Genomic DNA, 23,622 nt, shown 5'->3' with positions numbered 1-23,622 from the left:
TACCGGGGCTACGGGTACGCACCAAGCCAGAAGCAAGATAGATTTCAGAATATTTCCCCAGACTCAAGCTTTTGACATGCAACGAAATGTAAACTAATAATGAAGAAAGCCTGATAGAAGACTCAAACCTGTGAATTCTTTGCTTCCGCTTCCGTTAAGCAAAACCCCGAAAGGCTCACAATTCCGAACCATTCTGGCAGACACTCTCACCATTTTTTGGGGAGAGTGGTTAGATTTGCGGGTGCGAATTGTACAAGTCGCGGCGGCTGGCTTGGTGTCACCCCTGATTTACATTATCGGATTTGGTTTGGGGCTGGGGAGTGCGTTGGACGCAACTATGAAACCTGCCGCTGGTGATAACTATTTGCAGTTTATTCTGCCGGGAATGATTGCTTTGTCTTCGATGACGATTAGTTTTGGCGGCACTACTTTTTCCATTTGTGGCGATCGCATTTTTACTAAAACCTTTGAGGAAACTCTCCTCGTCCCCGTGCATCCCTTGGCACTGTATTTAGGTAGAATGCTGGCTGGAATTGTCCGTGGGATGATGACGTCCTGTTCCGTGATTTTAGTCGCCCTAATCTTCACAGGCAAGTTTGCCAGTTTCTTAAATCCCTTGTTCTTGCTATTACTGGTGCTTAATTGTGCTGTATTTGCGGGTTTGGGGGTAATTGTCGGATTAAATGTGAAGTCGCTGGAATCGGTTGGACTGTACAATAACTTCGTGATTGTTCCCATGTCGTTTTTGGGCGCAACGTTTTTTGATCCGGCTACGTTACCTACGGTGCTCAAAGGAGTTGTGTATCTGCTGCCTCTCACCTATACCAGTGTGGGGCTACGTGCGGCGGCTTACTTACCGCTCTCCCAATTTCCCTGGTATTCTATACCAATTCTCCTAGTGGTTGCGATCGCGCTTGCCGTGGCTGGAGCTTACCAATTTGCTCACCAACAAGATTAATCTTAATCTCAATGAGTTGCCCTATCCTTCGCATCAGGGGTAAATTTCTGCTTGCGCCACTGCTGGAAACCCAAGATAGCACCAAAGGTTAATACACCCAAAATCGAGGAAGTCTCAGGTACAGCAGTACCCTCAATTTCCATTGAATAATCGCGGGAGTCAGGATTCCCAAGCTCAAAGCCTCAATCATAGGACAGTTCCAATGAAATGCTGTGATTTTCAGATGGTCATCCAACAGCATTTCAACCACTGGTAGTTACAATATCAGAGCTGGGCGCAGCAGTTGAACGACTCGAAATATATTGTTGAAAAATTAAGATTCCCTGAAAGAGAACGGTCATTACTGATGTTAGCCTTAGCCTTTGAAACAATTACCTGAATTGACATTCAGTTCCTTCTTTTCGTTGTACTCAATATTGGCAATTTGGAGGATAGAACCTAGTGATGTTTAGAAGAATCGTTTGATTGCTGATTTGTTACAAAACGTCCCTTTCTCTGTCAATTAGTTTGGAGTTTAAATGATGAGTCACAAAGTTTATGCGCCTAATATTCATCTGTTTGCCTTTCATTCTAGCCATGAACCCATTCCTCATTCTTCTTTAAGTAAAGATTTTGATGACGAACTACTTTGGGAAAAATGCAACGATATTTTTGTAAAATTTAAAATTGAACAACAACTCAAGATTAGAAAAATATCCGATGGGTTGCGAGTGGCTTTATTAGAAGGAGCCACGGATAACATGATTTCCTTACCGTTAGTCGGTCAAATTTTTCATCAAGCACAAAGCCACAGAATGACTGGGTTTGCATGTCCTCTCAAAATAGAAAATAACTATGCTTTAGCGTTGAATCTTCGGATTCCTGAATTTAATGAAAAAAACCAAAAGACAGAAGAATTAGAACTTACATTTTTTAAAGATTTAAATCAAGATCATTGTTTTTTACCTAGAAATATTAGCAGCTCAATAGGGCAAACCGTTCTATTAACGGGTTGGCTATCCCAGCGACAGCAGCCCAATCAAAGGTTATGGCGAGAAATTGCAGATGAGTGTGTACAAAATTTCCTGGGGAAAGAGTTGGAACAGTGTCCACCTTTATATCAATCAGGTCAACTATTTGGCAGTCCGATTTTTGAATATGGAAATCCCTATCAGCCTCACAGTGATGGTCAAATTGTTGTATGGCTGTTTGTTAGAGAAGTTTTCAATGGTAAAGTTGATTCTAAAATAGACAATAATTTTGGTTTTTTTTACCAAAAAATGATTGATTTATTATATTATAGGCAAAAAATAATTAAAGCTTATCAACTTGCTTTAGAAGCCTATTCTGAGATTCAGGACAAAAATCAAAAAATTATAGAAATCATTAATCAGATAGGGGAACTTCCCCAAGAGCAAGAGCATTCAACAGAACTGAATCAAGCGCTATCTGATATTGAGGTCAATGACTTTAAAGAAAAACTTAGAATCTTGCCTAAATTGGCTTTAGACTATACCGACGGCATACAAGCTATAGAAAGCGATCGTTTAACGCTTGAAGCGAATACCAAAAACTATGTTGAAAGACTAAGGCAAGTTCAAGAAAGATTACCCCATTACGATTTAAGCTTTCTCTCCAGTTTTCCTCAGAAAACATCCGGGATTTTTCAAGATGATTTGAAAGTCAAGCTTCATGAATCTATGCAGAAATCTAGCTTGGTAGGAAAAGCGATCGCCTCAATTCGAGGTATTGTGGAAATTGACAAAGTACAACGTGATCGCACTTTAGAGGAAACCTTGCGTACTAATGAAATTGCCGCTCAACAACGGGAGAAAAAATTACAAATTTGGTTTGCTCTTGTTGTAATTTGTCTTGCGGTTAGTACTATTTATTCCCAAATTTCCTCGCCTGTAAAAACTGTTCTGAATTACCTCCATCCGGAACAACATTCAGAGTCTCCTTTAGCAAGCTTTATTCATTTCTTCTTCTATTATTTTTTTGATCTATTGCTTCAGACTCTAGTTGGACTTTTTATTGCTTTACTGCTGGGGTTAGTGGTTTGGTTAATCCCCACACCAACCAATCATTCCAATCATTCCAAGGAGTGACTGATTTGAGTTTTATATTACAGCGGATTTCAATTTGATGAGGTACATTTTGACCCCCCTAACCCCCCTTATTAAAGGGGGAACTGTACTTCATTTACCTGAAATCTGCTGTATCTTGCTGAAGATATAGGGCACTTCTCAACGCACCATACTTTTAGCTCATACAACAGGGTGAGGTGCAATCTATACTCCTTGTTGTACTTTGAGAGTAGCCCAAGACCGGATTGGATTAAAGTTTAATCGTGGTGCGGAACACAATTGACAGTTAAACATTCAATTAGTCTAGGAATCTCCTTCATATTTTGAGGTGAAGCTATGCTCTCCACACTTCCATCTCGGCAATCCTATTTCCATCGATTCAGAGTGACGAAAGCTTTAACCCCCCTAAGTCTGGGAATTGTCCTGCTGACATCAGTCGGAATGCCAGCACAGGCACAATTTGGAGGATTTCCCACACAGTCCTCTACAACCCAGGTGATTGGTAGTCCCATTCCCAGCCCTGTACCGGTGGTTCCGGGTACCATGATTCCCTCTTCCCTTTCGCCTTATAACTCCAATCCTTATTACAATCCCAATAATTCCTATTACAATCCCTACAACTACAATGACTACAATCAAGGAATTATCACACCAGGCAGTGGAGTGATTCGGAATTCGACTTTAATTAATCCGACTGTAATTAATTCAAGGATTACTGATTCGGTTCTCGTTGACCCCGTAATTATTGATTCACGAGGGTATTCCCGCAGCAGATTCAGGCAACCCTCGGTTATCTATAATCCTCCCATCTACAATCGATACAATAATCGATACAATCAGCCTGGAGTTAGGATTCGGATTGGCTACTAAACGAGACGGCGGTACGCATAAATTCCGATGCTACAATCATTGAGCCAATCCCCTCATCGGTGAAGATTTCCAAAAGCAGGGCATGGGGAATGCGACCATCAATAATGTGAGCGGCTCGAACCCCTTGGGCAAGCGATCGCACACAACAGGTTACCTTTGGAATCATGCCACCGGCAACAATACCCGTGTCAATCAAGGCACGCGCTTCTTGAATATCCAGCTTGGCAATCAGGGTGGAGGGGTCTTTGTAATCCTTTAAAATTCCCGAAGTATCGGTGAGTAAAATCAACTTTTCTGCCCCCAAAGCGGCAGCGATTTCACCTGCAACGGTATCAGCATTGATATTGTAAGCTTGACCGGTATCATCTGCGGCAACACTCGACACGACTGGAATGTAGCCGCTATTCACCAAAGACTCTAAAAGCTTAATATCTACACTGCTAACTTCCCCAACAAAGCCAATGCCCTCTCGACCTTCAGGACGAGCTTTGATTAGATTTGCATCTTTGCCACAAAGCCCCACAGCTTTACCACCGGCACGGTTAATTAGAGAAACGAGTTCTTTATTCACCCGACCCACTAATACCATCTCCACCACATCCATCGTGGCGGCATCGGTCACACGCAGACCATTTTTAAATTGTGGCTCAATACCCAGCTTCCCTAACCAACTATTAATTTCTGGCCCCCCTCCGTGAACGACGACCGGTCGCAAACCGACGCAGGATAGAAAGACGACATCGCGGATCACTTTGTCTTTAAGGGAACTGTCTTTCATTGCCGCACCCCCGTACTTGACGACGACGGTTCGACCCGTAAATTGTTGGATGTAGGGTAGTGCTTCACTCAGCACCCGCACACGGGTAGCTTCAGCTTGCCTAATGTAATTGCTATCGTGACTCATGGGCAGCAAATCTAACACAAAAAAGGCGTCCAAAGCAGTTTAAATCATTTTTCATCTCTTAATTTCTCTGGTTCAAGCGGGCGTGTCAGCTAAGTAGTGGAACCCTGACATGGGAAATTGAGAACCGCTCATCACACAGAATGACCTCACCTTTTCCGGTGAACGAGCAACTTTATCAAAGCTTTACTGTTTAGCATCAGGTTATCAAGTTTGCATGAATTTCCTCTGGATTGGGAACAAAGGACGAGCCTTTCATCCCTCCATAGGAATACATTGGTATTAAGGCTTATCCAAATTTAATAGCAGAAAAATCCACCTGATGGGTGGAAGAGTGCTGTGCGGGAATGCATCTACGGAGGTTACTATGCACGAAGATTTTGCTGGCAACACGTTAGGAACAGCTAGAAGTCTGGAGATTACGCCCCATCTCCAAAGTTTTACTGATTCACTAAGTCCACTTAATTCTGCGGATTACTACAGCTTCACAGTGGGAAGTAGCAGCAGTTTGAGTCTTTCCTTGAGTGGATTAAGTGCTGATGCAGAGTTAGAGTTGCTCGATAGTCAAGGTAAGGTGTTGCACAGCTCAGTCTTACCAGGCACGGAGTTGGAATCTCTCTTGGCAACGCTTGATGCTGGGCAATATTACATCAAAGTTTATTCGGGTAGCGAAATAACCACGGACTACAATTTGAGTTTCTCGGCTACTCCCAGTCAAGATGCTAAATCTCTACAACAGCAAGATTCCCTAACAGGATTTGGCAACCCCAGTGTCAAAACTGGGGTTTTTACTGTAGGTTCTAGTGGTCAAGTGAGCCTTGATTACTTGTTTGATGGGGGTTTGTATCAAGGTGAGCTCGCCATCTTCAGTCTGGAGGGGATGGAGCAATATGAAACAGACTTAAATGAGTTTATTGCAGAAGCTGCTCGTCGGGCGTTGAGTGGTTCTGAGTTGGGTCATATTGTAATTTCTGACGCCATAGAGGGAGCTAGGTTCCAGGGGGCTTTGCCTTGGGAAGACAACTATAACTCTGGGGACTATCTGGGTGTAAATACGTTTTCGATGCGTCCGGGTGACACGTTTGGGGTAATGCTTGTCCCGAATGGCAGGGTGCAGGAAGTGTTCGGCAATCCTGCTGCTGATGGGGCAATCCGTCCGTTGTTCTCGCTTTCAACAAGGAACCCTAATGATGCTTTCCATTTAGGGCAAATTGCGGATGTCACAGGGGACGGCAATACCTTCGTGATGGAAGATTTACGGATGGATGGTTGCTCCACTTCAGACAAAGATTACAACGACGTTATCTTCCAGGTGAGGGGGGCGACTGGTTCAGCCGTGAAGCTGGATGATGTGATCGACCCTGCTTATGATTGGCGAAATACAGATTTGGGTCAAGCGTTAATCAATTACGCTACTCCTTACGTTAATCTGCCAACAGGTTCTGATTCAGCCGTTCTACCGACAGTAGATTCAGAGGGAGTAGTTCCCCCACTCACAGAAGTAGACGGAGTTTGGACTCCGGTAGATGGGGTTACTCCAGAGAACAGCTTACCTGTTACGTCTCAACCGCTTGTCACACTGCCAGTTGATTCAGATTTTGACCCAATGGTGACGCAGCCAGGGGGTTCTGAGCCGATTCAGTTTGACTTTCCTGTAGCGAATCAGCCTCTAATTGGTGTCATTGATACGGGGTTTAGTGGGAATAATCCTGATATTGACTATAGCCGGATTATTTTAGGAAGCGATCGCATTGACAATGACGATAACCCACTGCTGCAACCGGAAGAAGGCAGTGAGCATGGTACTCATGTTTTAGCGGAAGTTCCCCTTTGACAAAAAACTACAACCTATGCTGTGAGAGAGGGAGAGACTCAACTCCTCGGCTGTTACTGGGTACAAATTAAGGAAACTTCTAACAAATCTAACGCTTTTTGTTGGAGTGGAGTCGGTTGAGTAATTTTCTCAAACATTAGAGAAGTCTCCAGACCACTAGACTGGAATTTATTTTTGACAATCGTTGCTAAATCAGTCATTAAAGTCCGAAAACTATGGACAGGAAGCTTTTCAGGTGTCTTTTTAGTCGCTGCCTTAGCGCGGGCTTTCTTTGAACGCTTAGATGGAGCAACAATTGAACTTTTTCCCTCCGGTTCAACTGTGACTTTTTCATCGTCAAACAGCAGTGGAGCTAAAGCTTTCCTCATGTGCCACTCCACATAATAAGCCAGCATACACAAGAAGACGTGAGCTTTGACGCGCTGTTCTAAACGGTGATAAATTGGACGTACTTTCAAATCGATAGTTTTATAACTGCGGAAAGCTTGTTCGACAGTAGAAAGGCTTTTATAGGTTCTCACCGTTTGAGCCGCATCTAAAGTCTCCGGTTTGACTGAAGTCCGAATAATATAGACTCCATCCAAAGCCGAATCATTGGCGATAGCCGCTTCATTCAATGAGTAAGAAAAACTTGTCTCAGTGATGGCAATATTAAAGTATTTCCCCACACATGTAGCATTGAGAACTCGCCCCACTCTCAGTCCAATCTGGTCGGCTCCTTTGAGGGCGCGTTTATCTCGTGAAGTGGCGATAACAATCTTATTGAGTTCCTGCTGTGTCGCCTGTAATAAAGCAATTCTAGTCAAAGACTTTTCTTGAGCAAGCATCGGGTTGCGACAAGCAATTAGCCGCTCACTGGGGTAATCAGAACAAGAAAATTCTACTAAGTCAGTTTCATCAAATAATGAGAGTTGAACAGCTTCTTGTTCAAGAAGTTTCCGAAGCTCCTTCGGATAGATGTCTTAGGGCTAACTCATTTTCGATTAATTCTTGTTTGGATACCAGCCAATCCATTGCTTCATACAATTCATCCTCATCGGCTTTTTCTAAGCCCAACAGTTCACTTAACGATGAATTGCACGTTTCGCTGTGCAATCCTCTCGCTGTGGCTAACTTGGAACGAGGGTCAAGGAGACGCGCCACGATCATCGCCAAAACTAGAGCTCGTTTTCTCGAATTTGAGGGTGAGATTAGATGGTGCAAAGACAGTTTTTTGATTGTTCCTAAAACCGCAGCTACATGACCATGAGGTAGACTTCTTTCTACAGAGAATGATTCGGAGAGATTTTCAATAGCTGCGCCGCCTTTGAGCACTATTCTCAAGTTATCAATGACAGTATCCGGTAATTTTGACAGGTTAGCTAAAGTTCTTTTACGGATTTTACCCCCTTCACGATAGGACTCTCGTAGGAGGACAGCGGGGGGTGAATTTCTGTTAGGGACTCGTTCAATATACATGGCTACTATTGTCCCAGAAATCTCCCCGCCAAAATCTTAAAAAATTCTTAAAAACATGGGTACGGCTTTCTGGGAGTAAATGGCTCTAGTTCCCGTCACTCAAGCTTTTTCTCCCTTTGTAGTTCATCTGTACGGGGGAACTTCCGGTCTAAGTGTGATGAACCCTAGCTTTTGCAAAAGCTAACGCACTTCCCTTAAGCCAATACCTGCGGTTTAATGGGAACTCTGGTCATGTTCACAAGGAGTTCTCAATGGGTGCCAAAATTCCCGTTACGGTTGTCACTGGCTTTCTAGGGAGTGGCAAAACCACCTTGCTGCGCCACTTACTCCAAAACAACCAAGGACGACGGATTGCTGTGGTTGTCAATGAGTTCGGCGAAGTGGGGATTGATGGAGAACTCTTGCGTTCTTGTCAAGTATGCGACGACGAAGAAGAGACAGCTAGCAACATTGTAGAATTAACCAATGGCTGCTTGTGTTGCACGGTTCAAGAAGAGTTTCTCCCCACGATGCAAGAACTCTTGAAGCGTCGTGAACAAATTGACTGTTTGTTGATTGAGACTTCTGGGTTAGCCTTGCCTAAGCCTTTGGTTCAAGCATTCCGCTGGCCTGAGATTCGCACGGGTGCTACGGTAGACGGTGTTATTACCGTTGTAGATTGTGAAGCGATCGCATCGGGTACTCTGGTGGGTGACTTCGATGCCTTACAAGCACAACGTGAGGCTGACCCTAATTTAGAGCATGAAACGCCGATTGAGGAACTGTTTGAAGACCAGTTAGCTTGTGCAGATTTGGTGTTGCTGACAAAAAGCGATCGCGTGGATGCCGAGACTCAAAGCAAGGTACAGGAATGGTTGCGGCAACAGTTGCCTCAAGGGGTGAAGGTGGTTCCGTGCCGTAATGGTGAGATTAACCCTGACCTATTGCTAGGATTCAATGCGGCGGTAGAAGATAACTTAGACTCGCGTCCCAGCCACCACGACACGGAGGAAGAACATGAGCATGATGATGATATTAATTCAGTTCACGTCATTTTAGACCAATCCTTTGAGCCAAATGTGCTAACTGCAAAGTTGAAACAGTTGGTGCAAGAGCAAGAAATTTACCGAATTAAAGGGTTTGTGGCGGTTCCCAATAAGCCGATGCGGATGGTGGTGCAAGGAGTCGGCGATCGCTTGGAGCATTTCTTTGACCGTCCTTGGCAAGTCACAGAACAACGTCAGACTCGTTTGGTATTGATTGGCTGTGCACTGGATCGGGCAAAAATTGAAGAGGTTTTGTGTGCTGGTTAAGGGTGGATGGGTGAAGCATAGCTATCCCGTTCGCTCTCTTCGTTCCCAAAAGTAGGGAATCGCCTAGGGCTTGACTCAAAAAATGCGATCGCCTTAATTCCCTACAAAATAAAATTAGTTTACCCCCGAAGTTGTTTGCGAAACTCTTTAACGGCAAAAAGCGGATTGGGATGCTGCACATACTCGGCTAGCAGCGCTACATTTAAATCGGGCAATAACTCACTCTTAGAGATAAATTCATATTTATCTCCCCGCAAACAATGCAGTGAAAATAGACCCTTTTCCCAGAACCAAACCTCTGTCACCCCTAGTTTTTTGTAAACAGCTAACTTATCCACTCCACCACTGGTAAAAACGACTTCTACAGCCAAATCAGGAAACTCTTTTTCTGTACCAATGCAGTAGCTTTCATCAGGTTCCGTGCCACCCCGCTGCTCTTGTCTGCGTAAAGTCGTGGAACCCAGCGGGAAATATTCTGTGTCAGTTTCCTCAAAATAAACTTCCAACAAAGTTGCAATGCGTTTCTTAACTCCTTCATGACGGCGACTTGGTGACAAGATTTCTAACACTCCATCGAGATAGGTAATGCGATAGTAGGAGTTGTCTTCTAGCTTGAGCAGTAGCGCTTCATACTGCTGCCAACTCACCTCGCTCGTGATAAACCGCTCCTCTCTTTCGAGATTGTCCAGCGTTTCCTGCTCTAAGTCTTGGATAAGTTCTGCTAGCACTTGTCTACTTGCCCTCATAAGGACTTCGACTATTATGCTATCCCTTATCAAAAAATATCTAATTGTAGGGTGGGCATCCTGTCCGCCCCTGCCCCAAGGAAAAAGCACCCTGATTGGGTGAAGTCCACCTCGCTCCAGTTGTAGTACCATCCAACCGGGTAGGTGGTTACGATGAATCAGTATTGGCTGAGTGAGTTGACCGATGAGCCAGAAACGGGAGGGCAAGACATGGGGCGATGGTCGCCAAGCGAACCGGAACCGCCTTGGGCATCGCTTTTTCGGGAGAGTACGAACTGTTGCCAGCGCATTATTGCCCTTAACGTCAAGATTAGCGGCATCGGGTCACGCGACAGTCGCCAAGCGTTTGCGTTCGCGTTCGCGAAGCGTCCCGGAGGGAAGCGTCCCGGAGGGAAGCGTCCCGAAGGGAAGCATGGTCGAAGAGCATACCGGCTTCGGCATGGCAACAAATACCCTTGCCGCCGACTATCAAGCATGGCGACAGCAGTTCCTCTGGAAGCGCCTGCGGATTGCCTTGTGGGTGGGGATGTCCTTTATTTTCACAATGGTCATCTTTTTCTTTTGGGCAACCGTTGAAGATTTAGCAGAGCAAAAACCCTTCAAATCGTCCTATTTCATTAGCAGTGCTGTTGTAGCATTTTGCCTCATCACCTGCTATTGGCTGCACAAAACACCGTTAGGTCGTCGTTACCCAGGAGCAATGTTTCTCGCTTTTTCCTGGTCGTTAACAATCGTGACTCAGACGACCGTCGCCCTATACCGTGTTCCTATATTACTAAAGCCCCTCTGGATGATTGTATTTATTATCCAGGCGACCCTAATTCCAGTGCGTTGGCGGCTTCATGTCACCTCTCAATTCATTGCTTACGTCTGCTATTGGGTCGTGAATGCAGCGCTGAGTTTGTCAGCCTATGACCGCGTGCTGGATTATGTTGCAGGTACTTTACCTCTATTTTGGGTCTGTTTGGTTTGTGACTTATCAGTTTACTTATACGAACGCTTGCAACAAGCTGAATTTTCCGCTCGTCGAGAATTGGAACTCGCCTATCAACGAGTAGAGGCGGCTGAAGCGAAATACCGCAGTATTTTTGAGAATGCACTGGAAGGGATTTTTCAGAGTTCTCCTCAAGGTGGTTATATTACAGCAAATCCTGCACTCGCACGAATCTATGGCTTCAATTCACCAGAGGAATTGATCGAATCTCTTACAGATATTCAACATCAATTGTTTGTTGACCCCAACTGTTATGCCGAGTGCATGAAAATAATGCAGCATAATGGCATGGTATCGGAATTTGAGGCACAAATCTATCGTAAAGACGGTAATGTAATTTGGATTAATATCAATGCACGAGAGGTACGGGATGAGCAGAATATCCTGTTGTATTATGAAGGATTAGTTGAAGATATTACCGATCGCAAACTTTCAGAAGAAGCCCTACGAGTTTTTTTTCATGCCGTTTCTCATGACCTGCGTAATCCCGTAACGGGAACATTAATGGTGCTGAAAAACTTAGAGCAGCAGTCCGGAGACAAAATTGAACTGCCTCGTCGGATTTTAGAGCGGATGATTCAAAGTGGCGATCGCCAACTTAACTTAATTAACACCCTCCTAGAAGCCCAAGTTAATGAAGTCAAAGGGATGGTCATTCACTGCCAACCCCTAGAACTGTATCCATTTATTCAGGAAGTTGTGGCTGACTTGGAACCCATATTAACCAAAAATCAAGCCACTGTGATCAATTTAATTCCAGCCGATTTACCCCAAATCAATGCCGATTCAACACAACTGTGGCGCGTGTTTGAAAATTTGATTTCCAATGCCTTAAATCACAATCCACCAGGACTGACGTTGAAGCTACAAGCCGAAATTGAAGGGACTTTAGTTTGTTGTATCATTCAGGATAATGGCGTGGGGATGGCTCAAAAAGAATGTGAACACCTGTTCGATTTATATCGTCGAGGTTCCTCAATTAAACGCTCGCTTGGTTTTGGATTAGGACTCTACATTTGTCGTCAAATCATTACGGCTCATGGGGGAAAGATTGGAGCGGTAAGTAGTCCGGGAACAGGCGCTCGCTTCTGGTTTACGCTACCGATTACATCCTCTTCCCATCAGACCTGTTAACTGTTCAACAGACGACTTGGCTTCCTAAGATTCAGCGCTTTCATCGGATGAAGAACTCTTTCCAGAGTTAGGAGATGGCATCCACCACGCCATCATCGAGGTTATACCACTCCAGTATAAAGCATTATCTTTTTCTGTATCCTTAGCTAATTGAGTCATACAAAAACCCAAAACAACTGCCGTTAAAAGACACTGGAATATAAACTTAAAAAAGTTAGGATACTGCACACAAAATAAAGCAAAAGCTTCTAGCTGGTTTTTTGATGAAGCGGATTTTACTGCCGAAGATAGTGGCTGTTGTTGCTGTTTTGCACTTGTTTCCTCAGGTTGTAGATGGTCTGGTGAAGGAAATATTCCACTTGTCACTGTAGTAAACCTTAAAACAATCTGTAAAAGTTGAATGGTCGAACTGACAGAGCAAACTCTAAAAACAAGTCACTCATCAAGCACAGCATTCTAGAGTGATTGCACTCAATGAATTACATTTATGTTGCTATAGAATGTATCGCTATGAGCTTCGACATTTATGCAATAAGTCTGATGTAAATTTCGTGCCTTGCTTGTAAAGATGCTTCAAAATGGCAGAAGCTGATTCCGGATGGTTGGCTCAAGTTGTACTTCTCAAGCAGGATAACGTAGGCATAAGTTGACCTGTAGCCGTCGAGAGTCGTAGTGCCTAGTGCAACGGGGCGAAAATACCCCACCCGTTCAAAAAAGTCAAAAAGCTTCCTGTACAACCAATATCCCTTCTGCCTCCTGCCTCCTGTCTACTGCCTTCTTGCACTAGTCAATCCGAGTGTACAGAGTGCAAGTGATGCACCAGTGACATATCCAAGTACTTCCAATCCCCAGCATCACCAGCCAATACAGTAAAGGGTTGATCGGGTTCTCCCAGGTCAGTTAATACTAATAAGGCACCGGAAAAATCCTGGTTTTGTGTGTAAGGATTGACGGTAACAACGGTCTTTAATCCCGCTTGAGAAGATGCCCAGAAACCGTGATTGGAGTCCTCAAACACCAAACAATCCCGCGCCTCTAAACCCATTGTTTCCAGTACATAATGATAAATATCTGGAGCGGGCTTTTTAGCGGGTACGATATCACCTGCGGCTATCACCTCAAACCAAGAGGGACTATCTGAACCGAGGGTATGTTCTAATAAAGCGGTAACATTCGGCAAAGCGGCTGTGGTGGCGATCGCTAAGCGCATCCCTTGTTCTCTTGCTTCTTTCAACAATCGCTTCACCCCAAGGCGCAAAGGGATGGCTCCCTCGGCGACGATTTGTTGATAATATCGAGTTTTAATGGCATGAAGGTCAGCGATAAATTTGTCTAAATCGGTAGGCGGCTCAAAATCCGGTTGATACTCCTTAATGTAAAAGCGAATGCGCTCTTTGCCACCTGCGATCGCCAGTAATTCACCATACAACTCAACCGACCAATCCCAATGCAGTCCCGATCTGGCAAAGGCACGATTGAACGCCACTCGGTGACCATCCCGTTCAGTATCCGCTAACGTTCCATCAACATCAAAAATTAATGCCCGAAGTTCTCCCATGCCGATTTATTTCCCAAAACTCTTGGGATTAAGATTAGCAGTCCGGCTAGCAACAATCGAGCGGGACACTTCACCCAAGGATATACTAGCGCTGTCAATTGTCAGGATTTGATCAGTCTTATGGCTCTTAATCGTCGCAATTTTCTCGTGTTACTCGGTGCCACTACAGGGACATTGGCTTTGGCCAATATTGCCTGTGCCGCTGAACCTGCGGCAAAACCGACCTCAGACAATAAGCAGAATCAGGCAGGTACAGAGACTTTCAAACTACCCCCTCTACCTTATGCTTACAATGCCCTGGAACCCCATATCGACGAAGCAACCATGCAGTTTCATCATGACAAGCACCATGCGGCTTATGTGAAAAACTTGAATGACGCTGTCAATAAGTACCCACAACTCAAAGGGAAGAGTCCTGAAGACTTGCTGCGTAACCTGAGTAGTGTGCCGGAAGATATTCGGACAACGGTACGCAACAACGGTGGGGGTCATGTGAATCACACCATGTTCTGGGAAATTATGGGGCCGAATGGTGGTGGAGAACCCAAAGGTGCGATCGCTAAAGCCATTACAGATTCTTTCGGCAGCTTCGATAAATTTAAGCAGCAATTTAATGAAGCCGGAACCAAGCGTTTCGGCAGTGGATGGGCTTGGCTAGTTCGTTCTAAAGATGGCAAGCTGCAAGTAATGAGTACGGCGAATCAAGACAGTCCTCTCATGGAGGGCAGCTTTCCGATTATGGGTAACGATGTTTGGGAACATGCTTACTATCTGAAATACCAAAATAAGCGTGCTGATTACTTAACCGCTTGGTGGAATGTCATTAACTGGGATGAAGTGAACAAACGCTATGAGCAAGCGATGAAATCTTAAGAATTGACCTCCCTGTCGCTTAATTGGCAGGGATTCTATGTTCAACGGTAAGCAGGCAAGCGGGCAGGGGAGTTATTACTCCCCTTCCTTATTTTTGCTCAACCTGATTCGGTTTGATTCGTGCCAATCCATCCCAGGAAGGGAGGCTGCACTCTGTATTCTGTCTTTTGTCATCAAACCTTGACTTTCCTCCAATTCCCGGTTAGTAAGCCTGAATAGAGTCCTGGGAAATCTCCAGACAATATGATCCCCCTTGATCCCAGCCGAAGCTTAAATGTCATGAAATGATGACAATCGATCCCCGTCATGCCTGTAAATTCGTCAACTTACCGAAAATCAGGTGATTAATCCCCTTGACCTAACCCAGGGATCTTCTGTTACATAGTTTTATAAAGCGATCCCGAAGAAATGCTAAGAGATTAGCATCTCTGAGTTCATCGACGGCTGGCTCAATCCCAAGTAGCTGTATGAATCGATCCCAAGTAGCTGTATGAATGATACCCCTTTGCCAAAAGCCAACAGGGCATCACACATCAAAAACGGTGAGTAACTAAAAGTTGAAAAGCCTGGAGATTCAGCACTTTAAGAGCTGTATGACAAACTAAATTTTTGTCTTTCATTCATCAGGATTGACCTACATGCCGTCTTAAATATTGGAGAGCAAACATCATGGCAAAAGAACGCCCACCTTTAGAAGAGATGACCTTGCGGCAACTACGAAAAGTCGCTAGTGAGTACGGCATCTCTCGTTACAGCCGGATGCGTAAAGCGCAATTGCTGGCAGAAATACAAAAGATCCAACGCACAAAAATCTCTCCGAGTCTATCTCGCACAGTGGAGGCACAAGAAGAAGTGGAAGCTGCAAAGTTTGAATTAGGTCAGGATGATCGTACTGGTGGTACCCTCGCGTCTGTGGATGAGGGGTTAGGGGATTTACCCGGTGGTTACGGTGAAAGCCGGATTGTGCTGATGCCCCGCGACCCCCAATGGTGTTATGCCTATTGGGATATTCCTAATGACCATAAAGAAGACTTGCGGAGTCAGGGCGGACAACAGCTAGCGCTACGGATTTATGATGTCACCGACATCGACATTAACTATCAAAGCCCCCATAGCGTCCAAGAATATCCTTGTGACGAACTAGCACGGGAATGGTACTTGCCCATGCCTGTGAGCGATCGCGATTACACGGTGGATATCGGTTATCGTTGTGCCGATGGTCGCTGGTTAACTTTAGCTCGTTCCGCCCCAGTGCGTGTTCCTCCGGTTTATCCCTCCGACTGGATTGAAGATCAATTCATCACCGTTAGCTGGGAGGAAGACTTACGCGACAAGACTGTCTACACGTTGGTTCCCCCCAGCAAGCGGATGGCGACAAGCGCGGGAACTCAAGAAGGCAGTACGAATGCGATCTACGACGCGATCTTTGGCATGGCGAAATCCGCCGAAGCTCAGCGTGTGGCCGGTTCTCTATACGGTTCCATGCAGCAAGCCCCAATCCACGAACAATCCATCAGCTCCTATGTCTTCCCCTCCGGTGTGGGCATGTGGGCTGTCCCGACGGCATCTGGTTTGAACATGTCCGGTGTTGGCATGTCGGGGGCTGGCTTCTCCGCTTCTGCGATCCCAATGCGTCCTCGCCAGTTCTGGTTAGTTGCAGATGCTGAGTTGATTGTGTACGGTGCTACCGAGCCAGATGCCACCGTAACCATTGGCGGACGTCCAATCAAGCTGAATCCCGATGGCACTTTCCGCTTCCAGATGTCCTTCCAAGATGGATTGATTGACTACCCAATTGTCGGGGTGGCAGCCGATGGAGAGCAGACTCGCTCAATTCACATGAAATTTAACCGCGAAACACCATCACGCAACACCAACACCAAAGAAGAAGCCGTTCCAGAATGGTTCGCGTAGAAAGCTGTTAATTAAAGCTTAAGCTTTTCCCCCGGCAATAGTCGGGGGATTTTTTTCCAGAGATATCGCCGAGATGTAGAGCATACGGTTAGTCAATGAATTTATTTGTAATAAATAAACACAGTGGCATCGAGAGCCTAGGCAATCGGCTATAACGATGTAAGGCAAAAATTTTTGCTTCTATTCGTCATCAACAGAAAGCTTTTGGGGGACATCTCCTCACTAGGGGGGGTGAACCAAAATCTCTCGATGACATTGACCTAAGGAGAATAAGAAACCCATGCGCTTCGAGATGGGATTGTGTAGGTGTGAGGTTGTGATCAAAGGCTTGCTAGCTAAGTCTCTGGTACGGAAACTAGCCCCATTTGGTGTGGGAATGGCTGTTACGGGTAGTATCGGCGGCGTATTAGTCTTTCCCAATCACTATGTTGATGCCTCGCCCTGCTGCACAGACGCGAATGCGGCAACGCCAACGGCTTCACCAGAGGCATCAGAAGACATTAAAAACCCGGAAAGTAACATCCAGGACGTCCTAGAAGCGGGATACCTGGAGCAATCCCCGGCAAAAATTCCGACTCTATCCTTTAGAGAAGGACTCCTCACCCTTATCCGTGGGAGACAGCTATTTTGAAGGAAAACCTCTATTCCACCCCTCAATTTCTCTTCCGGAGTACGACTACGAAATTGCCTTCTCAACAACAACACTTTCAGCCAGCCCTTCCAGTCTTGATCCGATCCACAACGCACCGCGCACTTCTGCTTCGCCCTCGTTCTTGGAACCTTTGCCAGCACTGGCACCTCAATCCCTAGGTTATCTGACACAGCAAGTCGCATGGCAACCCAGCCTGGTGCGTGAGGAGCGTCCACACCCAGCTACCGTGAGCAAAGCCGCATCAGGGCTACTCGGCACGCCAGAGAAGGTTCACCCAAATTCGCGGCTCAAGTGGGAAGACTTCTCCGCTTTTTCTGTATTTTCCCTCTCCCCCACCAAGCTCATGCCTTTGAGCGGTGAAAGCTTTCTCCCACCCTTATTCCTACAAGCGCAGATCCCGACAACTCCCCCACCCATCCCCCCACAGGAGCTACAACCCAACCCCAACCAAGAGCGCTTTTTACAACCATCTACCACTCCAGCCCCCCTAACACCGGACTCAACCTCACCGACTCAACAGTCTCCTATCCCAAAACTGGAAATACCCGATATAGACTCACCCACTCAACAGGCTCCTATCCCAAAACTGGAAATACCTGATGTAAACTCACCGACTCAACCCTCACCGATTCAACCCTCACCCACCCCAACACTGGAATCTCCTAACAACCAGACACCGACTCAACCCACCCCAACACCCACAACAGAGCCAAGCACTCAGACGATACCCGTCAAAACGATCAAAGTAACGGGTAGTACTGTCTTTGGTTCACAGCAACTCAATCCCATCGTGCAACCCTATGAGGGGCGTACCCTGAGTCTGGAACAACTCAGAGAAGTTGCCGATAAAATCACCCAATTGTACTTGGATCAGGGCTACATCACTTCTAGAGCGATTTTGGCTAATCAAGTGATTCCTCCAGATGGGGTTGTAGAAATTGCCGTGATCGAAGGCAGTTTGGAAGAGATTCAAGTCGAGGGAACGCGCCGAGTCAAACCCGGTTATATTCGCTCTCGTGTGCAGTTGGGTACCGGCAAACCACTGAATACGGGTAAGTTGGAAGACCAATTGCGGTTGCTCCGAGCCGACCCCTTATTTGAGAATGTAGAAGCGTCGCTGCGAGCGGGAACGGGTGTAGGACAGAGCATTCTGATTGTTCGGGTGGTTGAAGCTGATCCTTTTGAAGGCAGTGTCAGCATTGACAACTACTCGCCGCCTAGTGTGGGTTCCGAACGGTTGGGACTCAACTTGCTCTATCGCAACCTGACCGGCTACGGAGATGAAATTGCCGCCTCCTACTACCACACGACCACCAGTGGCGCGGATAGTTTTGACTTTAGCTACCGCATCCCCCTGAATCCAATGAACGGAACTCTGCAACTCAGAGCCGCTCCGAGTCGTAATAGAATTACCCAAGAACCGCTGAACGTCTTTGATATTGGAGGGGAATCTGAGCTGTATGAGATGAGTTTTCGGCAGCCGTTAATTCGCTCACCCAGGGAAGAATTGGCTTTATCTCTGGGATTTACCTACCAGGAAGGACAGACCTTTTTGTTTGGTTCACCGTCTCCTTTTGGCATTGGCCCGGATGAAAATGGGGTGAGTAGTACGAGAGTGATTAAGTTTGGTCAAGATTATTTGCGTCGCGATGTCAAAGGGGCTTGGTCGTTGCGATCGCTCTTTAGTTTCGGCATCGGTGCCTTGGGAGCCACGACTAACCCTGACCCTATACCCGATGGGGGTTTCGTGAGCTGGCTGGGTCAAATACAGCGCGTCCAAATTCTTAATGAGGATAACTTCTTAATTGTGGGAGCTGACATTCAGCTCACGCCGGATAGTTTATTGCCATCCCAACAATTTGTGATTGGGGGCGGTCAATCCTTACGAGGCTATCGGCAAAACATCCGCTCCGGTGACAATGGGGTGCGCTTCTCCGTGGAAGACCGTATTACCCTACAGCGAAATGAAGCGGGTGCGTCTATCTTTCAACTCGCGCCCTTTTTCGATGCCGGTGTCGTCTGGAATAAGTCAGATAATCCGAATAATCAATTTTTACCCTCACAACGGTTTTTAGCGGGTATTGGTTTGGGCATTATTTGGGAAGCCCAACCGGGATTGAGTCTGCGAGTGGACTATGGTCATCCCTTAATTAAGGTCGATGATCGAGGCGAGAATGCTCAAGACCGAGGCTTTTATTTTAGTGTTCGCTATCAATTTTAAAGATGGGTAATGGGTAATTGGAGACCAGGAGGACTCTTGGAGAATTGCCCCAATTCCTAATTCCCACCTATTCCAGGTGATAGAAGTTTTATCCCCAATTTTGTGGGACGATTAAACTACTCTCAAGCATAACGAGGCGCGGCATGACTCAGCGAGCGCTGCTGCTGGTAAATCGTCACTCTCGGCGAGGAGAAGAAACTCTCTCCAACGCTATCAGCCAGTTACAAGCGCTGGGCTTTCAACTGTTTGAAGAATCAACAGCACAGCCCCAGCAGTTGTCAGACCTGATCTGTGATTATCGTGATCGCGTGGATTTAGTGATCATTGGCGGTGGAGATGGTACCCTCAATGCCTGCGTAGAAGGGTTAGTGAGTACTCAGTTACCCTTAGGCATTTTGCCTCTAGGAACCGCCAATGATCTCGCACGCACCCTGAAAATTCCCCAGTCAATACCCAAAGCTTGCCAGGTGATTGCCGCCGGTCACACTCAACGGATTGACTTAGGTCGAGTCAATGATAAGCACTTTTTTAATGTCGCCAGTCTGGGGCTTTCCGTAGAAATTACCAATAAACTCGACAAACAAGCCAAGCGTGTATGGGGAGTCCTCGCCTATGCGGCTACTGCCCTGAAAGTGGTTTGGAAAGCTCGACCCTTTTGGGCGGAAATTCGGACCCAGAAAGAGTCAATTCGGGTCAAAACAGTACAAATTGCCGTGGGGAACGGACGATATTATGGTGGAGGCATGGCGGTGGCGAGGGATGCGGCGATCAACGACCAACGCCTAGATCTTTATAGCTTAGAATATCAGCATTGGTGGCAGATTATCCTGTTGCTCCCGGCGATATGGCGAGGCAGGCAGGCCGAGTGGCTGGGTGTGCGTACCCTGGAGGGTAAAGAATTTGAAATTCTGACTCGCAAACCTCAGCCCATCAATGCCGATGGGGAAATCGTGACCTACACCCCGGCAAAATTTAGACTCATCCCCAAGGCAATCACCGTTTTCGTGCCTGAGTTTCCCTTACTGGGAGAGGTGAAAATTAACAGTTGATTACCGCTCAATTCTATTCGTACTCTGTCATTAGTCTTTAAGACTATGATTGAGTTCGTATCGTGTTACAGCAAACAGTACCCGTGACTCCATCTAGTCATTCAAATTCTCGGCCTGCTCTGGCAAATGCATGGCACACCCTAGACGTTGAGAAGGCCCTTTTAGAGTTGGGCAGTAATGCAGAAACTGGTCTGACATCCCAACAGGTTGAAGAGCGGTTGCAGCAGTATGGCACCAATGAATTAGAAGAAACCGCCGGTCGTAGTAAGTGGGAAATCCTCCTCGATCAGTTCAAAAACATCATGTTGGTGATGTTGATTGTGGTAGCGATTATTTCAGGGGTTTTAGACTTGATTTCGCTTCAACAAGGAGGCTCACAAGGCGAAGTTCCCTTCAAAGATACGATCGCGATTATGGCGATCGTGATTCTTAACGGTATCTTGGGTTACCTTCAAGAAAGCCGTGCGGAGAAAGCACTTGCGGCTCTTAAGCGCCTTTCTTCCCCGAAGGTGCGAGTCATTCGAGATGGCAGACCCGTTGAGATCGAGGGCAAACAACTGGTGCCGGGGGACATTATGCTCCTAGAAGCGGGTGTTCAGGTGTCAGCGGATGCGCGTTTGATTGAGGCATCCAATCTCCAAATTCGGGAAGCTGCCCTGACTGGGGAAGCTCAAGCCGTCACGAAGCAGGTTGAGGCTCAACTGCAAGAAGACACACCCTTGGGCGATCGCGTTAATTTGGTGTATCAAGGAACCGAAGTCGTTCACGGACGAGGCACTGCCATCGTCGCGGGTACGGGAATGCGGACAGAACTCGGTAAAATTGCCGAGATGCTGCAAGCGGTGGAAAGTGAGCCGACACCCTTGCAACAGCGGATGACCCAACTGGGTAACGTCTTGGTCACGGGTTCGCTGGTGCTGGTTGCTTTAGTGATTGTGGGCGGTATGCTCAAATCCTACCTGGATACGGGCAGATTCAATGGCGGGGTCTTGCAAGAGCTGGTGGAAGTTTCTCTTTCTATGGCTGTCGCTGTCGTCCCGGAAGGTTTACCTGCCGTTATTACCGTGACTCTGGCGTTGGGAACACAGCGCATGGTGCGTCGCAACGCCTTAATTCGTAAACTCCCAGCCGTAGAAACCCTAGGGAGTGTGACAACGATTTGCTCTGATAAAACCGGCACATTGACTCAAAATAAAATGGTCGTGCAGCACGTCGCGACGGTGGAGCGAACGTTTGGCGTGACAGGTGAGGGTTACACCCCAACAGGCGAGTTCAAAATCGACAATCAGTCCATTAGACCCGAACAGTATCCAGAACTGCAAACGCTGCTTATTGCCTGTGTCGTTTGTAATGATGCTGTCTTACAGCAGGAAGTCCCAAAAAGTCAAGAGAATGGCAAACGGAACTCAGCGACCCATGGACAACAGGAATGGATCATTTTAGGGGACCCCACCGAAGGAGCATTACTGTCCCTATCCGGCAAAAGTGGTTTGGAAAAGGACTCGTTGACTCGTCAACTCAAGCGAGTCGGGGAATTTCCGTTCTCCTCAGAACGCAAGCGGATGAGTGTGATTTGTCAAGGCAGAACTCAAAACGTTGCCCAACACGCTCAAGAATCGCCTTTTGTCATGTTTACAAAAGGTTCTCCAGAACTGATTTTGGAACGTTGTCAAACCTATCAGCAAGGGGATAAGGTTGAAACCCTGACCCATACCCAGCGTCAGCAGATCTTGGAGCAGAATAACCAGATGGCCGGTTCAGGATTGCGGGTACTGGGATTTGCCTACAAACCTTTAGAGAGTATACCTTCACAAGCCTCAGAAAACTCCACTGAGCAAGAGTTGATTTGGCTGGGGTTAGTGGGAATGCTCGATGCTCCGCGCACCGAAGTGCGGGAGGCGGTAGAGCAGTGCCGTGAGGCGGGTATTCGTCCGATTATGATTACCGGTGACCATCAATTGACGGCACAAGCGATCGCGCAAAGTTTAGGTATTTCCCAAGTAGGCGATCGCGTCCTCAGCGGTCAAGAATTACAACGCCTCAGCCAAGAGGAACTCGAACAAGAAGTCGAACATGTCAGCATTTATGCCCGTGTCTCCCCAGAACACAAACTGCGGATCGTCCAAGCGCTTCAGAGCCGAGGTAAATTCACAGCGATGACCGGCGATGGGGTGAACGACGCACCCGCCCTCAAACAAGCCGATATTGGCATTGCCATGGGAATCACTGGCACCGATGTCAGTAAGGAAGCCAGCGATATGGTACTCCTCGATGACAACTTTGCCACAATTGTTCATGCCGTCGAAGAAGGTCGGGTCGTTTACACCAATATCCGCCGATTTATTAAATACATCCTGGGTAGTAACATTGGTGAGGTACTAACCATTGCTGCCGCTCCCATCATTGGATTGGGCGGTGTTCCTCTGACACCGTTACAAATTCTCTGGATGAACCTCGTCACCGATGGGTTGCCCGCCCTCGCCCTAGCAGTGGAACCCCCAGAACCGGATGTGATGAAACGCCCTCCCTTTAGTCCCCGCGAGAATATTTTTGCCAGAGGGTTGGGGTCTTATATGGTTCGCATCGGCATTGTGTTTGCGATTATTAGTATTGCTTTAATGGTATGGGCTTACAGCTATACTCATGCCTCTGGCTATCGGGGAAATCCAGAGACTTGGAAAACAATGGTATTTACCACCCTCTGTATTGCCCAAATGGGACATGCCTTGGCAGTTCGATCAATTTCTCGCCTCGTAATACAGGTGAACCCCTTCTCTAATCCTTATTTGCTCTGGGCTGTTTTGGTTACGACCGCGCTACAGCTAGCCCTCGTCTATGTTCCGCCGCTGCGAAGTTTCTTCGGGACTCACTACCTCAGCCCGACAGAATTGCTTATTTGCCTAGGCTTTAGTTCTTTATTGTTTGTTTGGGTTGAGATGGAGAAACTCTTCTTCCGCTTTTACTATTCCCGTCGTCGTGCTTAAATCATTAGTCCAGACAGGGGTTGAAAGTTGAAAGTTGGTAAGTTGGTAGCTTAATCGTTGGCAAGGAAAGCAGGTTGATCGGTTTTAGCCTCTCAACGTTATCACTTTCAATCTTCAA

The 23,622-nt window shown here is 46.6% G+C and carries 17 protein-coding genes and 1 pseudogene; 12 read left to right on the top strand and 6 right to left on the bottom strand.

The features are described 5' to 3' along the window. The first annotated feature begins 130 nt into the window (after positions 1–130). The gene (locus MIC7113_RS18315; protein WP_015183662.1) at positions 131–958 is read left to right on the top strand and encodes an ABC transporter permease; all 828 of its coding nucleotides are present in this window, start codon (positions 131–133) and stop codon (positions 956–958) included. 8 nt (positions 959–966) lie between these two features. On the opposite strand, the gene MIC7113_RS38680 is transcribed toward MIC7113_RS18315, so the two are convergent. Continuing rightward, a complete protein-coding gene (locus MIC7113_RS38680; protein WP_015183661.1) occupies positions 967–1,101 on the bottom strand; it encodes a hypothetical protein in 135 nt (44 codons plus the stop codon). Between the two features lie 375 nt (positions 1,102–1,476). Here MIC7113_RS38680 and MIC7113_RS18310 point away from each other — a divergent pair, with 375 nt between their 5' ends. Together MIC7113_RS18310 and MIC7113_RS18305 are read left to right on the top strand one after the other, a co-directional pair. Beyond that, a complete protein-coding gene (locus MIC7113_RS18310; protein WP_015183660.1) occupies positions 1,477–3,045 on the top strand; it encodes a hypothetical protein in 1,569 nt (522 codons plus the stop codon). Positions 3,046–3,360: 315 nt separating this feature from the next. Continuing rightward, on the top strand, positions 3,361–3,894 hold the full coding sequence (locus tag MIC7113_RS18305) for a hypothetical protein (RefSeq protein WP_015183659.1): 534 nt from the start codon (positions 3,361–3,363) through the stop codon (positions 3,892–3,894). Here the strand turns inward: MIC7113_RS18305 and argB are convergent. After that, positions 3,872–4,798 (bottom strand): acetylglutamate kinase, encoded by a 927-nt coding sequence (argB, locus tag MIC7113_RS18300; RefSeq protein ID WP_041780987.1) that lies wholly within the window; start codon positions 4,796–4,798, stop codon positions 3,872–3,874. The genes MIC7113_RS18305 and argB overlap by 23 nt on opposite strands. Positions 4,799–5,162: 364 nt before the next feature. On the opposite strand from argB, the gene MIC7113_RS18295 reads away from it, so the two are divergent. Beyond that, on the top strand, positions 5,163–6,629 hold the full coding sequence (locus tag MIC7113_RS18295; RefSeq protein WP_015183657.1) for a DUF4114 domain-containing protein: 1,467 nt from the start codon (positions 5,163–5,165) through the stop codon (positions 6,627–6,629). A gap of 53 nt (positions 6,630–6,682) precedes the next feature. Here MIC7113_RS18295 and MIC7113_RS18290 read toward each other — a convergent pair. Further along, positions 6,683–8,087: pseudogene (locus tag MIC7113_RS18290) on the bottom strand (IS1634 family transposase). A gap of 251 nt (positions 8,088–8,338) precedes the next feature. On the opposite strand from MIC7113_RS18290, the gene cobW reads away from it, so the two are divergent. Then, entirely contained in the window at positions 8,339–9,379 is a 1,041-nt protein-coding gene (gene cobW, locus MIC7113_RS18285) for a cobalamin biosynthesis protein CobW (protein WP_015183656.1), read from the top strand. A gap of 119 nt (positions 9,380–9,498) precedes the next feature. On the opposite strand, the gene MIC7113_RS18280 is transcribed toward cobW, so the two are convergent. After that, positions 9,499–10,125 (bottom strand): Uma2 family endonuclease, encoded by a 627-nt coding sequence (locus tag MIC7113_RS18280; RefSeq protein ID WP_015183655.1) that lies wholly within the window; start codon positions 10,123–10,125, stop codon positions 9,499–9,501. A 184-nt stretch (positions 10,126–10,309) separates the two neighbouring features. On the opposite strand from MIC7113_RS18280, the gene MIC7113_RS18275 reads away from it, so the two are divergent. Beyond that, the gene (locus MIC7113_RS18275) at positions 10,310–12,253 is read left to right on the top strand and encodes a PAS domain-containing sensor histidine kinase (protein WP_015183654.1); all 1,944 of its coding nucleotides are present in this window, start codon (positions 10,310–10,312) and stop codon (positions 12,251–12,253) included. A 24-nt stretch (positions 12,254–12,277) separates the two neighbouring features. Here MIC7113_RS18275 and MIC7113_RS35480 read toward each other — a convergent pair whose 3' ends face one another. Together MIC7113_RS35480 and MIC7113_RS18265 are read right to left on the bottom strand one after the other, a co-directional pair. Further along, entirely contained in the window at positions 12,278–12,619 is a 342-nt protein-coding gene (locus tag MIC7113_RS35480; protein WP_015183653.1) for a hypothetical protein, read from the bottom strand. Positions 12,620–13,040: 421 nt separating this feature from the next. Then, the gene (locus MIC7113_RS18265; protein WP_015183652.1) at positions 13,041–13,811 is read right to left on the bottom strand and encodes an HAD family hydrolase; all 771 of its coding nucleotides are present in this window, start codon (positions 13,809–13,811) and stop codon (positions 13,041–13,043) included. A gap of 120 nt (positions 13,812–13,931) precedes the next feature. Here MIC7113_RS18265 and MIC7113_RS18260 point away from each other — a divergent pair, with 120 nt between their 5' ends. The 6 genes from MIC7113_RS18260 (at position 13,932) to MIC7113_RS18235 (ending at position 23,504) form a co-directional block, all read left to right on the top strand. Beyond that, entirely contained in the window at positions 13,932–14,684 is a 753-nt protein-coding gene (locus MIC7113_RS18260; protein ID WP_015183651.1) for a superoxide dismutase, read from the top strand. Positions 14,685–15,353: 669 nt separating this feature from the next. Then, positions 15,354–16,598, top strand: coding sequence for a DUF4912 domain-containing protein (locus MIC7113_RS18255; RefSeq protein WP_015183650.1), 1,245 nt, complete (start codon positions 15,354–15,356; stop codon positions 16,596–16,598). A 316-nt stretch (positions 16,599–16,914) separates the two neighbouring features. Beyond that, the gene (locus tag MIC7113_RS18250; protein WP_155898031.1) at positions 16,915–17,229 is read left to right on the top strand and encodes a hypothetical protein; all 315 of its coding nucleotides are present in this window, start codon (positions 16,915–16,917) and stop codon (positions 17,227–17,229) included. Then, positions 17,210–19,471: a ShlB/FhaC/HecB family hemolysin secretion/activation protein gene (locus tag MIC7113_RS18245; protein ID WP_015183648.1), complete on the top strand. Its 2,262-nt coding sequence runs from the start codon at positions 17,210–17,212 to the stop codon at positions 19,469–19,471. The genes MIC7113_RS18250 and MIC7113_RS18245 overlap by 20 nt, the downstream gene beginning before the upstream one ends. Positions 19,472–19,614: 143 nt before the next feature. Continuing rightward, entirely contained in the window at positions 19,615–20,520 is a 906-nt protein-coding gene (locus MIC7113_RS18240; RefSeq protein ID WP_015183647.1) for a lipid kinase, read from the top strand. A 62-nt stretch (positions 20,521–20,582) separates the two neighbouring features. Beyond that, a complete protein-coding gene (locus tag MIC7113_RS18235) occupies positions 20,583–23,504 on the top strand; it encodes a cation-translocating P-type ATPase (RefSeq protein ID WP_015183646.1) in 2,922 nt (973 codons plus the stop codon). The last annotated feature ends 118 nt before the right edge of the window (positions 23,505–23,622 follow it).

The sequence above is a fragment of the Allocoleopsis franciscana PCC 7113 genome (assembly GCF_000317515.1).
GTDB classification, from domain to species: domain Bacteria; phylum Cyanobacteriota; class Cyanobacteriia; order Cyanobacteriales; family Coleofasciculaceae; genus Allocoleopsis; species Allocoleopsis franciscana.
This window is presented reverse-complemented; position numbering and strand designations above follow the sequence as displayed.

Bases quoted from the DNA above. Each gene is read 5' to 3' on its own strand.
- MIC7113_RS18255 (WP_015183650.1), top strand. From the start codon at position 15,354: ATGGCAAAAGAACGCCCACCTTTAGAAGAGATGACCTTGCGGCAACTA.
- MIC7113_RS18310 (WP_015183660.1), top strand. From the start codon at position 1,477: ATGATGAGTCACAAAGTTTATGCGCCTAATATTCATCTGTTTGCCTTT.
- MIC7113_RS18305 (WP_015183659.1), top strand. From the start codon at position 3,361: ATGCTCTCCACACTTCCATCTCGGCAATCCTATTTCCATCGATTCAGA.
- MIC7113_RS18260 (WP_015183651.1), top strand. From the start codon at position 13,932: ATGGCTCTTAATCGTCGCAATTTTCTCGTGTTACTCGGTGCCACTACA.
- MIC7113_RS18280 (WP_015183655.1), bottom strand. From the start codon at position 10,125: ATGAGGGCAAGTAGACAAGTGCTAGCAGAACTTATCCAAGACTTAGAG.
- MIC7113_RS38680 (WP_015183661.1), bottom strand. From the start codon at position 1,101: ATGGAAATTGAGGGTACTGCTGTACCTGAGACTTCCTCGATTTTGGGT.
- argB (WP_041780987.1), bottom strand. From the start codon at position 4,798: ATGAGTCACGATAGCAATTACATTAGGCAAGCTGAAGCTACCCGTGTG.
- MIC7113_RS18240 (WP_015183647.1), top strand. From the start codon at position 19,615: ATGACTCAGCGAGCGCTGCTGCTGGTAAATCGTCACTCTCGGCGAGGA.
- MIC7113_RS18265 (WP_015183652.1), bottom strand. From the start codon at position 13,811: ATGGGAGAACTTCGGGCATTAATTTTTGATGTTGATGGAACGTTAGCG.
- cobW (WP_015183656.1), top strand. From the start codon at position 8,339: ATGGGTGCCAAAATTCCCGTTACGGTTGTCACTGGCTTTCTAGGGAGT.
- MIC7113_RS18295 (WP_015183657.1), top strand. From the start codon at position 5,163: ATGCACGAAGATTTTGCTGGCAACACGTTAGGAACAGCTAGAAGTCTG.
- MIC7113_RS18275 (WP_015183654.1), top strand. From the start codon at position 10,310: ATGAGCCAGAAACGGGAGGGCAAGACATGGGGCGATGGTCGCCAAGCG.